At 67.2% G+C, this 14,542-nt stretch carries 15 protein-coding genes; 12 read left to right on the top strand and 3 right to left on the bottom strand.

The window, feature by feature from the left end:
- Positions 1–22 precede the first annotated feature (22 nt).
- Positions 23–1,444: an indoleacetamide hydrolase gene (iaaH, locus tag ACV22W_RS02810; RefSeq protein ID WP_448017622.1), complete on the top strand. Its 1,422-nt coding sequence runs from the start codon at positions 23–25 to the stop codon at positions 1,442–1,444.
- A 32-nt stretch (positions 1,445–1,476) separates the two neighbouring features.
- On the opposite strand, the gene ACV22W_RS02805 is transcribed toward iaaH, so the two are convergent.
- On the bottom strand, positions 1,477–2,382 hold the full coding sequence (locus tag ACV22W_RS02805) for a LysR family transcriptional regulator (RefSeq protein WP_124628505.1): 906 nt from the start codon (positions 2,380–2,382) through the stop codon (positions 1,477–1,479).
- A 138-nt stretch (positions 2,383–2,520) separates the two neighbouring features.
- Here ACV22W_RS02805 and ACV22W_RS02800 point away from each other — a divergent pair, with 138 nt between their 5' ends.
- The 5 genes from ACV22W_RS02800 to ACV22W_RS02780 all read left to right on the top strand — a co-directional run bounded on the left by ACV22W_RS02800 (position 2,521) and on the right by ACV22W_RS02780 (position 8,010).
- Positions 2,521–3,903: an MFS transporter gene (locus ACV22W_RS02800; RefSeq protein ID WP_448017621.1), complete on the top strand. Its 1,383-nt coding sequence runs from the start codon at positions 2,521–2,523 to the stop codon at positions 3,901–3,903.
- Between the two features lie 8 nt (positions 3,904–3,911).
- Entirely contained in the window at positions 3,912–4,310 is a 399-nt protein-coding gene (locus ACV22W_RS02795) for a DUF4440 domain-containing protein (protein ID WP_448017620.1), read from the top strand.
- A 156-nt stretch (positions 4,311–4,466) separates the two neighbouring features.
- Positions 4,467–5,813: an aromatic ring-hydroxylating dioxygenase subunit alpha gene (locus ACV22W_RS02790; protein ID WP_448017619.1), complete on the top strand. Its 1,347-nt coding sequence runs from the start codon at positions 4,467–4,469 to the stop codon at positions 5,811–5,813.
- Positions 5,791–6,273, top strand: coding sequence for an aromatic-ring-hydroxylating dioxygenase subunit beta (locus ACV22W_RS02785; protein ID WP_059524736.1), 483 nt, complete (start codon positions 5,791–5,793; stop codon positions 6,271–6,273). Before ACV22W_RS02790 ends, ACV22W_RS02785 begins: the two co-directional genes overlap by 23 nt.
- A 39-nt stretch (positions 6,274–6,312) precedes the next feature.
- Positions 6,313–8,010, top strand: coding sequence for a flavin monoamine oxidase family protein (locus ACV22W_RS02780; protein WP_448012963.1), 1,698 nt, complete (start codon positions 6,313–6,315; stop codon positions 8,008–8,010).
- A 14-nt stretch (positions 8,011–8,024) separates the two neighbouring features.
- Here the strand turns inward: ACV22W_RS02780 and ACV22W_RS02775 are convergent, their stop codons facing one another.
- On the bottom strand, positions 8,025–8,750 hold the full coding sequence (locus ACV22W_RS02775) for a glutathione S-transferase (protein WP_448017618.1): 726 nt from the start codon (positions 8,748–8,750) through the stop codon (positions 8,025–8,027).
- Between the two features lie 127 nt (positions 8,751–8,877).
- Positions 8,878–9,210, bottom strand: coding sequence for a cupin domain-containing protein (locus tag ACV22W_RS02770; RefSeq protein WP_448017617.1), 333 nt, complete (start codon positions 9,208–9,210; stop codon positions 8,878–8,880).
- A 274-nt stretch (positions 9,211–9,484) separates the two neighbouring features.
- Between ACV22W_RS02770 and leuC the strand changes: the two genes are divergently transcribed.
- The 6 genes from leuC (at position 9,485) to asd (ending at position 14,335) form a co-directional block, all read left to right on the top strand.
- Complete coding sequence (gene leuC, locus ACV22W_RS02765) at positions 9,485–10,894, top strand: 3-isopropylmalate dehydratase large subunit (protein ID WP_057923944.1); 1,410 nt, start codon at positions 9,485–9,487, stop codon at positions 10,892–10,894.
- Between the two features lie 3 nt (positions 10,895–10,897).
- Positions 10,898–11,044, top strand: coding sequence for an entericidin A/B family lipoprotein (locus tag ACV22W_RS02760; RefSeq protein WP_059450800.1), 147 nt, complete (start codon positions 10,898–10,900; stop codon positions 11,042–11,044).
- Positions 11,045–11,109: 65 nt separating this feature from the next.
- Positions 11,110–11,760, top strand: coding sequence for a 3-isopropylmalate dehydratase small subunit (gene leuD, locus ACV22W_RS02755; protein ID WP_059524742.1), 651 nt, complete (start codon positions 11,110–11,112; stop codon positions 11,758–11,760).
- A 75-nt stretch (positions 11,761–11,835) separates the two neighbouring features.
- Positions 11,836–12,903 carry a 3-isopropylmalate dehydrogenase gene (gene leuB / locus ACV22W_RS02750; protein ID WP_059524744.1) on the top strand — a complete coding sequence of 356 codons (1,068 nt, stop codon included), beginning with the start codon at positions 11,836–11,838 and terminating at the stop codon, positions 12,901–12,903.
- A 108-nt stretch (positions 12,904–13,011) separates the two neighbouring features.
- Positions 13,012–13,131, top strand: a complete 120-nt coding sequence (locus ACV22W_RS02745; protein WP_006756675.1) for a hypothetical protein — start codon at positions 13,012–13,014, stop codon at positions 13,129–13,131.
- Between the two features lie 82 nt (positions 13,132–13,213).
- The gene (gene asd / locus ACV22W_RS02740; RefSeq protein WP_059466419.1) at positions 13,214–14,335 is read left to right on the top strand and encodes an aspartate-semialdehyde dehydrogenase; all 1,122 of its coding nucleotides are present in this window, start codon (positions 13,214–13,216) and stop codon (positions 14,333–14,335) included.
- Positions 14,336–14,542: the final 207 nt, after the last annotated feature.

Below are 14,542 nucleotides of genomic sequence, written 5' to 3'. Positions count from 1 at the left end.
GATTCCGCGTCCAGCACACAACATGACAACACAGCCGAACCGCGTTTCCTCCTCTTCATTCGTTTCTGCCGCCAGCGTGCGCGAGCTTGCCGATGCGGTGCGTATGGCCGAACGCCGCGCTGTCGATCTGGCCGACGACGCACTCGCGCGTCTCGCGTCGATCGCGCCGCTCAATGCGATGGTGCACGTCGATGGCGAACTCGCGCGCCGCACGGCCGAGCACGTCGATGCGCGCGTCGCCCAAGGCGACGTGTTACCGCTTGCCGGCGTGCCGTTCGTGATCAAGGACAACCTCGATACCGCCGGGATGCCGACGCTCGGTGCGAGCCCCGCGGTGAACGGCTATCGGGCGGCCACGGACGCGCTGACCGTGCGGCGCCTGCTTGACGCCGGCGCGGTGCCGCTCGGCAAGTCGAACATGCACGAGCTTGCATTCGGCATCACGAGCGGCAACCGGCACTTCGGCGCGGTCGGCAATCCGCAGGATCCGCAGCGTATCGCCGGCGGGTCGAGCGGCGGCACGGCGGCGGCCGTCGCGGCCGGCATCCCGTTCGGTCTCGGTACCGACACGGGTGGCTCGGTGCGGATTCCGGCCGCGTTCTGCGGTGTCTACGGATTGCGGCCGTCCGCGCAGCGCTATTCGGCGCACGGCGTGCTGTCGCTGTCGCCCACGCGCGACACGGTGGGGCCGATCGGACATGGCATCGACGATCTGCTGCTGCTCGACGCGGTGCTGACGCGCGACGACAGCATCGCGATCGCACCCGAATGGCCGCGGTTGCGCATCGGCGTGCCGGGTGCACCGTACTTCGACGCGCTCGATCCGGGCGTCGCGACCTGCATCGAGCGTGCGCTCGCGTCGTTCGCGGCGGCCGGCGCGACGCTCGTGACGTTGCCTGCGATGCCGCTGCACGAGGCCAGCGAAGCATGCGGCTTTCCGCTCGTGGGATACGAGGCGGACCAATACTGGCGCCGCTTCGCGGCGGAACGGCTCGGCATCCCGTTCGACACGTTCGTCGAGCGGATCGCGAGCGACGACGTGCGCGCGATCTTCCGGTCGTTCGTGTCCGCGCCGGTCGATGCGCAGGCGTATGCGGACGCGATCGCGTGCCGTCGGCGTCTCGTGCGCTGGTACGACGACGCGTTCGGTACGCCGGTCGATTGCATCGCGATGCCCACGGTGCCGGGCGAGCCGCCGTCGCTCGACGACACGGCCGCGATGACCGCCGCGCAGGACGCCGCGCTGTTCGCGCGCGTCGCACGCCAGACTTCGCCGGCGACGCTCGCCGGCGTGCCGTCCGTCTCGATCCCGGCCGGACGCTCCCCGCAAACAGCGCTGCCGGTCGGGCTGATGCTGGAAGGGCCATGGGGCGGCGATCGCCGTCTGCTCGCGATCGCCCGGCGGATCGACGCGCTGCTGCGGGACGATGCGGCGCGCGCGTGAGTCGCCGCGCGCCTGCCACGTTCACGCCGGGTTCAGGCGAGATATGCCTTCATGAAGTCGACCCATGCACGTACTTTCTGTGGCACGTGCGGGGTCGACGGGTACAGCGCATAGACGGCCTGCGGCGGAAACCGGTAGCCGGGGAGCGCATCGACCAGCGCGCCGCTCGCGAGATCGTCGCGCACGAGCCATTCGGGCAGCAGTGCGACACCGCTGCCTTGCCGCGCGAGCACGCGCAGGACCGACGCATTGTCGACCACGACGCGCGGCTTGGCGCCGGGCCGGAACGCGTGCGGGTTGCCGTCGCGATCGGCGAGCGGCCACGTGGCGATGCGCTCGAGCCGCGTATGGCCGAGCTGCGGCAACCGGGCGAGCGTGTCCGGCGACTCGATGTGCGACAGGCCGGCCGCGGCGAGCAGTGACGGCGCGATCACGGGCCGCACTTCGTACGTCGCGAGGCACGCGCCGCGGTACGGCAGATCCTGGAACTGTTCGAGGCGGCCGAGCCGGATCGCCACGTCGACGCGCTCGCGCACCAGATCGACCTGCGACGCATGCGTTTCGAGCCGCACGCGCAGCGCGGGATGCCGCTGCATGAACGTGTGCAGCGCGGGGGCGACGACCATCGTTCCGTACTCGACGGTCGACGTCACGCGCAGCACGCCGTGCATCCCGCCATGCTCGCTGCGCGCGTCCTCGATCGCGCTTTCCGCTTCCTCCAGCACGCGCAGGCAGCGCGCATGGAAGCGCTCGCCCGCGTCGGTCAGCTCGACGCGCCGCGTGGTGCGCGTGAGCAGTGTGACGCCGAGTTCGGCTTCCAGTTGCTTGATGTTGAAGCTCACCGCGGCCCGGGCCTGGTTCAGCTGGGCGGCGGCGGCCGTAAACGACCCTGCTTCCACGACGGCGCGGAAGACGGCGAAACGATCGAGACTCACCATGGCGTGTCGGATGCGAGACGGAAAACCGACATGGTGCCCTGATTGTCAAAATTTTTCGACCAGTCCTGCCGTTCGGCCGGGCTTATCGACGTGCGCGGCGAACCTTACACTGCGGCGTTTCGTTCGTCTTCCGCCGCCATGACCGATCGCTCGAAAATCGCCGCCGTCTATCTGCTCGGGTTCGCGATCGACCTCGCCAACATGTTCGTCATCAACGCCGCCTATCCAACGATCCAGCGCGAGCTGCACGCGTCGGTCGCGCAGCTGGCGTGGATCGGCAACGCGTACGTGCTCGGGCTGACGGTCGTGATCCCGCTCGGTACGTGGCTCGCGCGCCGCTTCGGCGAGCGCCGGCTGCTGATCGCGTCGCTGCTGCTGTTCGCGCTCGGCAGCCTCGGCGTCGGCCTGTCGGCGTCGATCGGCGCACTTCTGGCATGGCGGCTGATCCAGGGGCTCGGCGGCGGATTGCTGATCCCGGTCGGGCAGACGATGGCCTATCGTGCGTATCCGCCCGATGCGCGGGCGCATCTGACGTCGATCGTGATGATGGTCGCGCTGCTCGTGCCGGCGCTGTCGCCGGCGCTGGGCGGCGTGGTCGTGGATCGCGTGTCGTGGCGGGCGATCTTCTTCGGAATGCTGCCGCTCGCCGCGGTCACGAGCGTGCTCGCGTTCGCGTGGCTGCCGGCCGACGAACCGGACGGCAGCCCGCCGGCGCTCGACGTGCGCGGCCTCGGGCTGAGCGCCGCGGCGCTCGTTGCGCTGCTGCTCGGCCTGACGTTTGCGGGACAGCCGGGCGCGGGCCGCGACGCGTTCGTTCCGCTCGCGATCGCGCTCGTCGCCGGTGGTGCGTATGTCGCGCACGCGCGCCGGGTTGCCGCGCCGCTGCTCGACCTGCGCCTGGTTGCGCAGCCGCTGCTGCGGATCGGGCTGATCGTCTACCTGTGCGTGCCGGGCGTGTTCACTGGCGTGAACCTCGTCGCTGCGCTGTATCTGCAGAACGCGCTCGGGCTCAGCGCGACGCATACGGGCGCGCTGATGGTGCCGTGGGCGATCGCGTCGTTCGCCGCGATCGCGACGACGCGCCGCTGCTTCCCGAAGTGGGGGCCGAAGCCGCTGTTCGTGTGCGGGATCACGATCGACGCGATCGGGATCGTGTTGCTCGCGACCCCGCTTGCCGGTTTCGAGGCCGGGCGCGTGCTCGCGTTCGTCGCGATGGGGCTCGGCGCCAGCATGTGCACGAGCACGTCGCAAAGCGCGGCGTTTCTCGATATCCCCGCCACGCGAATGGGCGACGCGAGCGCGCTGTGGAACATCAACCGGCAACTGAGCTTCTGTCTCGGCGTCGCGGTGCTGGGCAGCGCGTTGAACTTCCTGCTGTCGATGCACGGGGACGACGGGCGCATGCCGTACCAGCAATGTTTCGGCCTGGCGGCGCTGGCGACGCTGCTGCCGCTGCCGTTCGTCGCGCGCCTCACCGCGCACCGTGCGCCCGCCGGGCGTGCGGCTTCTCAACGTTCGTGAGTTTCGAGATGAATTCGTCAAACCCGTTTTTCCAGGAAGTGGTCGACGCGCACGTCGACATCGAGCAATGGTTGTCCGGCAGCGCGGCGCGCGACGGGCTCGCGCCGCTGCTCGCGCGCTTTTCGCGCGACTTCTCGATGATCTCGCTGCACGGGCATGCGCTCGACTACGCGGATATCGACATTCTGTTCTCGCGCGGCTTCGGTGCGCGGCCCGGCCTGCGGATCGCGATCGACGAACTGCACGAAGTGAGTGCGTGGCAGGGTGGCTCGACGATCGCCTATCGCGAGACGCAGACCGACGCGGCAGGGCGGCGAACGGTGCGCCGTTCGACCGTCGTGTTCGAGCGCGACGCCGATGGCCGCATCAGCTGGCTGCGGCTGCACGAGACGCCGGTGACGGGCTGACCGTTACCCGCAACGCCTGACGCCGCCGTGCGGCGGCAGGCACATGCTCCTCCGAGCGGCATACCAACCAGAAACCTGAGAGATGACAATAAAAGCAATCGACATCGCGCGTCGCGAGGACGCGCGGCCGCATCGCGTCCGCAGTCGGGGGCGCGCATGACGGCGCCGTCGTTCACCGATGCGGTGGCTTCGCTCGTGCGCGATACCGAGGTGCACAAGGACCTCTATCTGTCGCCGCGCATCTTCGAGCTGGAGATGCGCCATCTGTTCTGGAACACGTGGGTCTATGTCGGCCATGTCAGCCAGATTCCGGCCACGGGCGACTACGTGACGACGACGATCGGCGCCGAGCCGGTCGTGATGGTGCGCCACGTCGACGGTTCGGTGCGGGTGCTGCACAACCGCTGTTCGCACAAGGGCACGCAGTTGGTGACGGATGCCGCCGGCAACACGGGCACATTCTTCCGCTGCCCGTACCACGCCTGGTCGTACCGGACCGACGGCAGCCTCTACGCGATTCCGCTGCGGCGCGGCTACGAAAACACGGGCTTCGAGACGTGCGAGGCGAGCAAGGGCATGCAGGCGGTCGGCGCGACCCATGAGCATCGCGGTTTCGTGTTCTGCCGCCTGAGTCAGTCCGGTGTCGATTTCCATGCGTACTTCGGCGATGCGCTGTCGTCGCTCGACAACCTCGTCGATCGTTCGCCGGAAGGGCGCGTGGAAGTCGCGGGCGGCGTGTTCCGCTACGTGCACGGCTGCAACTGGAAGATGCTCGTCGAGAATCAGACCGACACCTGCCATCCGATGGTCGCGCACGAGTCGTCGGCCGGCACGGCCGTGCGCGTGTGGGAGCGCGACGGCACGCAGCAGGCGAAGCCGATGGCGGTGGAGCTGCTGGAGCCGTTCATCCAGCCGCACGCATTCTTCGAGCAGATGGGGTTGCGCGTGTGGCCCAACGGACATGGTCACACCGGCATCGCCGATTCGATTCACGCGCGCTACACGCCGATTCCCGGCTATCACGAGAAGATGACCGCAGCCTACGGCGAAGCGCGCGCCGCGCGGATCCTCGGCGAGGTGCGTCACAACACGGTGCTGTTTCCGAATGCGATGGTGAAAGGGCCGATCCAGATCCTGCGCGTGTTCAAGCCGCTGGCGGTCGACCGGACGCTGGTGGAGTCGTGGTCGTTTCGTCTCGTCGGCGCACCCGATTCGCTGTTCGAGCGCACGCTCGCCTACAACCGCCTCATCAACGCGCCGACGTCGATCGTCGCGCACGACGATCTCGAAATGTACGAACGCGCCCAGCGCGGCCTCGCCACGCAGGCGCGCGACTGGGTGCATGTCGGGCGGCTGTTCGAGCCCGAGGAGTTCGCGCAGCCGACGTCGGAGACGAACGGCACCAGCGAACAGCAGATCCGCAACCAGTTCCGGGCATGGCTGCAGTACATCGCGCCGGTATCGACGCAGGAGGCCGCCGATGCGCGTATTTCCGCACGATGAGCTCGTCGCGTTCGTGTATCGCGAGGCACGCCTGCTCGACGAGCGGCGCTACGAGGAATGGCTCGCGCTCTATGCGGACGACGCGCGCTACTGGATGCCGCTGTCGCCGGACCAGCCCGACACCGGCCTGCACGGCGCGCTGATGGACGAGGACCGGCTCCTGCTGCGCATCCGCATCGAGCGGCTGGCCGGGCGCCGGACGTTCTCGCAGCAGCCGGCGAGTCGCGGTCATCATCTGCTCCAGCAGCCGCACGTCGATCGGGCCGACCACGAACGCGGCGCCTATGTGCTGCGCACGCCGTTTCATTACGTCGAAACGCGACGCGACGAGCAGACGCTGTTCGCCGGCTGGTACACGCATGAACTCGCGGTATGCGACGACACGTTGCGCATCCGCGTGAAGCGTGTCGATCTCGTCAACGCCGACGCGCCGCTCGGCAGCATCCATCTGCCTGTCTGATCGCGTGCGGCCAGCACGTCCCTTTTCGTTCCCGACCACATGAACGCTCCTGAATTCCTGCCGCGCACGTTGCCGTACATCGACACGCTATACGACTACGGCGCCTTCCTGTCCCGCACCGGCGGGCATCTCGGCACGCTGCCGGCGCAGCGCGCACGCGATGCGCGGATCGCGATCGTCGGCGCGGGCGTCGGCGGTCTGGTCGCCGCCTGCGAGCTGCTGCGCGCGGGGGCACGGCAGGTCGTCGTGTTCGAGGCGAATCGCGCGCGCGTGGGCGGGCGCCTGCTGTCGCAGTCGATCAATCCGGACCATCCGCACCTGCTCGCCGAAATGGGCGCGATGCGTTTCCCGCCGTCGCAGGCCGCGCTTTACCACTATCTCGAGCGGTTCGGCGTCGACAGCGCATCCGCGTTTCCCGATCCGGGCATCGTCGACACCGAGATCCACTATCAGGGCCATGCGTACCGCTGGCCCGCGGGCGATGCGCCTCCCGCGCTGTTCGACCGCGTCGACCGCGGCTGGCGCGCGTTCATTCGCGACGGCGTGCGGCTCGACGACGGCACGCAGCTGCCCGCCCCGGCCGAACTGACGGCGCTGCTGCGCGCGCACCGCTACGACGATGCGCGACATGGCTGGCAGCAGTACATCGACCGCTTCGGCGACGAGTCGTTCTACTCGGCGATCGTCAAGATCTTCACGGGCGCGACGCCGCCGGGCGGCGCGCGCTGGCGCAAGGGCGAGGACCTGCGCCTGTTCGGCACGCTCGGCATCGGCTCGGGCGGCTTCCAGCCGGTCTATCGCGCCTCGTTCCTCGAAATCCTGCGGATCGTGGTCAACGAGCTCGAAGTCGACCAGCGGTTGATCCCGGCCGGCATCTTCGCGCTCGCGCAGGGGTTGCTCGACGATGGCGGGGACGGTGCGCGGGTGCGCGATTGCATCGTCCACGCGGCCGTGCGGCACGTGGCGAAGCAGCCGGACGAGACCTTTGCGCTCACGCTCGACGACGGATCGACGCAGATATTCGACCGCGTGATCGTCGCGACCACGACGCGCGCGATGCAGGTCGGCATGGGCATCACCGGCATCGCGAACCTGTTCGCGCCGAACGTCGTTCGCGCGATCAACGAGACGCACATGGTCAGCTCGTCGAAGCTGTTCGTGCTGACCCGCGACAAGTTCTGGCTCAAGCACGGGCTGCCGCACAACATTCAGACGGACACGCTGGCGCGCGGCATCTACTGTCTCGACTACGCGCCCGACGATCCCGACGCACACGGCGTCGTGCTGATCAGCTACACGTGGGAGGACGATTCGCACAAGATCCTGTCGCTCACCGACAAGGTCGAGCGGTTCAAGCGTCTCGTGGCCGAGATCGGCATTGTTTCGCCGGCGTTCGCCGCGCACCTGCGTCCGCTCGACGACGATTACGCGCGCAACGTCACGAGCCACGACTGGTTGTCGGACCGCTACGCGCTAGGGGCATTCAAGCTGAACTATCCGGGCGAGGACATTCACTCGCAGGCGCTGTTCTATCAGTTCCAGACAGCCGCCGATCCGTCGTCGGATCGTGGCATCTATCTGGCCGGCTGCTGCTGCTCGTTCACGGGCGGCTGGATCGAGGGCGCGGTGCAGACCGCGATCAACGCGGCGAGCGCGGTGATCCGCAGTCTCGGCGGGACGCTCGCCGACGGCAATCCGCTCGACGCGATGCGCAGCCGCTATCGCTACGGCGACTGACGCGGCGTGCGGCGTTACTTGTCCAGCTCCGGATAGTGCCGGAAGATCCCCATGTCGTTGAACGGGATGCGGCGCGCCGACTCCAGATAGCGCGCGACGGGCGGATGTCGCGCGACGCGGTCGTGCAGGCCGACGAGCCCGGGGACCTTGCGCTCCGCGCGCTTCATCGCCTTCGGGAACGCGTAGCGCAGCCCTTCGATCAACTGGAACATCGACAAATCCGCATAACTGAGCGCTCCGCCGGCGATATAGCCGCCTTTGTGCGGATTCTGCTCCAGCACGCGATCGAAGTAGCCGAGGAACTTCGGCAGGCGGTGCGCGAGGAAATCGGCCGCGCGCTCGGCGGCCTCGGCCTTCTGGTCCTCGTAGTACAGGCCGCTGCCGATCGGGTGATGCGTGTCGTGGATCTCGGTGACGAAATCGGCGACGGTCAGCTGGAGCTGATGCACCCACAGCCGTCCGGCTTCGTCGGCGGGCGCGAGACCGAGCCGCGCGCCGAGAAACAGCAGGATGTTCGCGGTCTGTCCGACGAGCACGTCGCCGGCCTTCAGGAACGGCGGTGCGAACGGCACGCATTCGGTCTTCGTGCTGTCCATCAGCCGCATCATTGCCGATACACCCATGCCGCGCCCCGATTCGCGCGCGACATCGACATAGTCGGTCTCGGCCGCCTCGAGCGCGAGCCGCACGTATTCGCCGCGACCCTGGATCTCGGGCCAGTAATAGAGTTCGTAACGCATGCCGTGCTCCTGTCCGGTCGATGCGCCGGGCGATGCGCGCATCGTGATGGCGGGGAGGGCGGCCGCGCCGCCCGTTGCGAATAGACAGTCTAGGGGATCGTGCGGGAAGCGCGGTGCTTGCCGCGCGTCATGCCCCGCGCGCGTCGCGCTCGCCGCCTTCGGGGCCGTAGAAGAACACCCAGGTCGAGAAGTCGTCGGAGAAGCCGATGAAACGGTGCGGCGCGAATGCCGGGACGAACACGACGTCGCCCGTCGCGACGCTGCATTCGCGTCCGTCGACGACGAAACGGGACGTGCCGGTGGCGATCACGTAGACCTCGTCGCGCGTATGCGGCGTCTGCAGGTCCTCGCCGCGCGGCCGGTACAGCTCGACGTCGAGCGTGCCGTGGCGAAACAGCGTCGTGAACGGCGTGCCTTCATCGTCGAGGCGGGCGAGCGATTCGTTGATGCCGAGCTTCATCGTCGTGGGCTCCGGTTCCGGACCGTGGGGACAGGCAGGCGTACGTCGCCCCATCGTATGCCGGAATCCGCCTCGAGGCGAACGTCGCGAGCGCGGGGCGTCGCGGTGTCCGATGCTGCCGTTTGGCTGGTAATGCCGATACAGGTATTGGAACTACCAGCCAAGCCACTGTTTTTAATGGGTTTTTTCGCGCCAGGCCTGCGCCGTGGCGTGTTCTGCGTGGCATAATCGACCGCATCCGCAAGGCTTGTAGTCACAACGACCCCGCATACCCATGGCACAGACTCTCTACGACAAACTGTGGAATACCCACGTCGTCCACACCGAGGACGACGGCACGGCATTGCTCTACATCGACCGTCAGCTGCTGCACGAAGTCACGAGCCCGCAGGCGTTCGAAGGGCTGAACGTCGCGCACCGCCCGGTGTGGCGCATCAGCGCGAACCTGGCCGTGTCGGACCACAACGTCCCGACCACGGATCGCAGCCACGGCATCGCCGATCCGGTCTCGAAGCTGCAGGTCGACACGCTCGACGCGAACTGCGACGCGTTCGGCATCACGCAGTTCAAGATGAACGACGTGCGCCAGGGCATCGTGCACATCATCGGGCCGGAGCAGGGCGCGACGCTGCCGGGCATGACGATCGTCTGCGGCGATTCGCATACGTCGACGCACGGCGCGTTCGGCGCGCTCGCGCACGGCATCGGCACGTCGGAAGTCGAGCACGTGCTCGCGACGCAAACCTTGCTGCAGAAAAAGAGCAAGAACATGCTCGTGAAGGTCGAGGGTGCCCTGCCGCGCGGCTGTACCGCGAAGGACATCGTGCTCGCGATCATCGGCAAGATCGGCACGGCAGGCGGCACGGGCTACGCGATCGAATTCGGCGGCTCGACGATCCGCGCGCTGACGATGGAAGGCCGGATGACCGTCTGCAACATGGCGATCGAAGCCGGCGCGCGCGCGGGCATGGTCGCCGTCGACGATACGACGATCGATTACCTGAAGGGCCGTCCGTTCGTGCCGACCGGCGCGGAATGGGACCAGGCCGTCGAATACTGGCGCGAATTCAAGTCCGACGAAGGCGCGCAGTTCGACCGCGTCGTCGAGCTGAACGCGGCCGAGATCGTCCCGCAGGTCACGTGGGGCACGTCGCCGGAAATGGTCACGTCGATCGACGGTCGCGTGCCCGATCCCGAGCGCGAGAAGGATCCGGTCAAGCGCGACGCGATGGAACGCGCGCTGGCCTACATGGCGCTCGAGCCGAACACGCCGATCGAGTCGATCAAGGTCGACAAGATCTTCATCGGTTCGTGCACGAACGCGCGCATCGAGGACATCCGCGCGGCCGCGTACGTCGTGAAGAAGCTGAATCGCCGCATCGCATCGAACGTGCGCCTCGCGATGGTCGTGCCGGGCTCGGGCCTCGTGAAGGCGCAGGCCGAGCGCGAAGGCCTCGACAAGGTGTTCACGGATGCGGGCTTCGAATGGCGCGAGCCGGGCTGCTCGATGTGCCTCGCGATGAACGCCGACCGGCTCGATCCGGGCGAGCGCTGCGCGTCGACGTCGAACCGCAATTTCGAAGGCCGGCAGGGCGCGGGCGGTCGCACGCACCTGGTGAGCCCCGCGATGGCGGCGGCGGCGGCGATCGAAGGCCATTTCGTCGACATTCGCAAGCTGGGGTAACGCGTGACGGCATCGAAGCTCATCGCGCGGCTGGTCGCCGCGCTGGCGCTCGCGGGGCTGGGCTTCGGCCTTGCGGGCTGCAATACCGTCCGAGGCTTCGGCCAGGACGTCAATGCCGCCGGCAACGCGCTGCAGCGCGCCGCGGAGTGACATCCGCCGAGAATTTGTCGATGTGCGCCGGCTGACTGCCGGCCCTTCAACCGGATAGACGGATCATGGAAAAATTCAATGTGCATACCGGCGTCGTGGCGCCGCTCGATCGCGAGAACGTCGACACCGACGCGATCATCCCGAAGCAGTTCCTGAAGTCGATCAAGCGCACGGGCTTCGGTCCGAACGCGTTCGACGAATGGCGTTACCTCGATCACGGCGAGCCGGGCCAGGACAACTCGAAGCGCCCGCTGAACCCGGATTTCGTGCTGAACCAGCCGCGCTACCAGGGCGCATCGGTGCTGCTCGCACGCAAGAACTTCGGCTGCGGCAGCTCGCGCGAGCACGCGCCGTGGGCGCTGCAGCAGTATGGCTTCCGCGCGATCATCGCGCCGAGCTTCGCCGACATCTTCTTCAACAACTGCTACAAGAACGGGCTGCTGCCGATCGTGCTGACCGAGCAGCAGGTCGATCACCTGTTCAACGACACGTACGCGTTCAACGGCTATCAGCTGACGATCGATCTCGACGCGCAGGTCGTGCGCACGGGCGACGGCCGCGAGTATGCGTTCGACATCACCGCGTTCCGCAAGTACTGCCTGCTGAACGGTTTCGACGACATCGGCCTGACGCTGCGTCACGCGGACAAGATCCGCCAGTTCGAAGCGGAGCGGCTCGCGAAGCAGCCGTGGCTCAACAACAAGCTGGTCGGCTGAGATTGCCTCCGGGCGGGTGCGCATGACGCGCGCTCGCCGACCTGCCACCCATACCTACCCAGTCAGGAATAACGCATGAAGATTGCAGTGCTGCCCGGCGACGGCATCGGTCCGGAAATCGTCAACGAAGCGGTCAAGGTGCTGAACGCCCTCGACGAGAAGTTCGAACTCGAACAGGCGCCGGTCGGCGGCGCGGGCTACGAGGCGAGCGGTCATCCGCTGCCGGACGCGACGCTGAAACTCGCGAAGGAAGCCGACGCGATCCTGTTCGGCGCAGTCGGCGACTGGAAGTACGACTCGCTCGAGCGCGCGCTGCGCCCCGAGCAGGCGATCCTCGGGCTGCGCAAGCATCTCGAGCTGTTCGCGAACTTCCGCCCGGCGATCTGCTATCCGCAACTCGTCGACGCGTCGCCGCTGAAGCCGGAGCTGGTCGCGGGCCTCGACATCCTGATCGTGCGCGAGCTGAACGGCGACATCTACTTCGGCCAGCCGCGCGGCGTGCGTGCCGCTCCCGACGGCCCGTTCGCCGGTGAGCGCGAGGGTTTCGACACGATGCGCTATTCGGAACCGGAAGTGCGCCGCATCGCGCACGTCGCGTTCCAGGCCGCGCGCAAGCGTGCGAAGAAGCTGCTGTCGGTCGACAAGTCGAACGTGCTCGAAACGTCGCAATTCTGGCGCGACATCATGATCGACGTGTCGAAGGAATACGCGGACGTCGAGTTGTCGCACATGTACGTCGACAACGCGGCGATGCAGCTCGCCAAGGCGCCGAAGCAGTTCGACGTGATCGTGACCGGCAACATGTTCGGCGACATCCTGTCGGATGAAGCGTCGATGCTGACGGGTTCGATCGGCATGCTGCCGTCGGCCTCGCTCGACAAGAACAACAAGGGCCTGTACGAACCGTCGCACGGTTCGGCGCCGGACATCGCGGGCAAGGGCATCGCGAACCCGCTGGCGACGATCCTGTCGGCCGCGATGCTGCTGCGCTACTCGCTGAATCGCGCGGAGCAGGCCGATCGCATCGAGCGCGCGGTGAAAACGGTGCTCGAACAAGGCTATCGCACGGGCGACATCGCGACACCGGGTTGCAAGCAGGTCGGCACGGCGGCGATGGGCGACGCGGTGGTCGCCGCGCTGTAATGCGGTAACGCAGTGAATTGTAGAAAGGGTGCGAACGGGCCGCGAAATCGGCCGGTTCGCGCGTGGTTGGCCGTTGTGCGGCCAACCGGCTTTGTGTAGACTCGAACGATGGCGCTGATTTCCCTGATCTCCCCGGTCCTGAAACTCCACGGCAACACTGCCCGTGCGGGTGCGCGCGCCATCGTCATCACGAAAACCATTACCACGAAAACGATCATTAAACGCTGATCGTCCGTCGTGCCCGCCTGTTTCCCCGCGCGGTCACGCCGGGGGCGGAAATGGCGGGGAAGCTCCATTCAAAGGGTTAGTCATGAACGTAGGTCTCGTAGGTTGGCGCGGCATGGTCGGCAGCGTGCTGATGCAGCGCATGCAGGAAGAAGGTGATTTCGACCTGATCGAACCGGTGTTTTTCAGCACCAGCAACACGGGCGGCAAGGCGCCGTCGTTCGCGAAAAACGAGACTACGCTCAAGGACGCGACCAACGTCGACGAGCTGAAGAAGTGCGACGTGATCATCACGTGCCAGGGCGGCGACTACACGAACGACGTGTTTCCGAAGCTGCGCGCGGCCGGCTGGAACGGCTACTGGATCGACGCGGCCTCGTCGCTGCGGATGCAGGACGACGCTGTCATCATCCTCGATCCGGTCAACCTCGACGTGATCAAGGACGCGCTCGTCAAGGGCACGAAGAACTTCGTCGGCGGCAACTGCACGGTCAGCCTGATGCTGATGGCGCTCGGCGGCCTGTTCCGCGAGAACCTCGTCGACTGGATGACGGCGATGACCTACCAGGCCGCATCGGGCGCGGGCGCGCAGAACATGCGCGAACTGCTGTCGCAGATGGGCGCGCTGCACGGTTCGGTGCAGGAACAGCTCGCCGATCCGGCTTCCGCGATTCTCGACATCGACCGCCGCGTGCTCGCGACGATGAACAGCGATGCAATGCCGACGAGCCAGTTCGGCGTGCCGCTCGCGGGTTCGCTGATTCCGTGGATCGACAAGGATCTCGGCAACGGGATGTCGAAGGAAGAGTGGAAGGGTGGCGCGGAAACCAACAAGATCCTCGGCAAGCCGGCCATGGGCGAGCCGGGTTCGATCCCGGTCGACGGGCTGTGCGTGCGGATCGGCGCGATGCGCTGCCACTCGCAGGCGCTGACGATCAAGCTGAAGAAGGACGTCCCGCTGGACGAAATCAACGGCATCCTCGCGTCGGCGAACGACTGGGTGAAGGTCGTGCCGAACGAGCGTGAAGCGTCGATGCGCGACCTGTCGCCGGCGAAGATCACCGGCACGCTGACGGTGCCGGTCGGTCGCCTGCGCAAGCTCGCGATGGGCGGCGAATACCTGTCGGCGTTCACGGTCGGCGATCAGCTGCTGTGGGGCGCGGCCGAGCCGCTGCGTCGCATGCTGCGCATCCTGCTCGACAAGTAAGGATCGGGCTGTGCTGCGCGCCCCGTCGGCGCGCGACGCGAAACGCCTGCCTGCCCTTCGCGGGGCGGCAGGCGTTTTTTGTTGGTCGGCGCCGCGGCATACGCGCGAAAACCTCGAGACGCTTGCGAGAGGGCCCGACGCGAACGATACGGGCATGAATTCATTCCCGAAGCGATGCGGCCTCCACAATTTTCATCGATTGATGCC

This window comes from Burkholderia sp. AW49-1, assembly GCF_053427845.1.
Note: the sequence above shows the minus strand (reverse complement) of the source record. Positions and strands in the feature narration are given on the sequence as shown.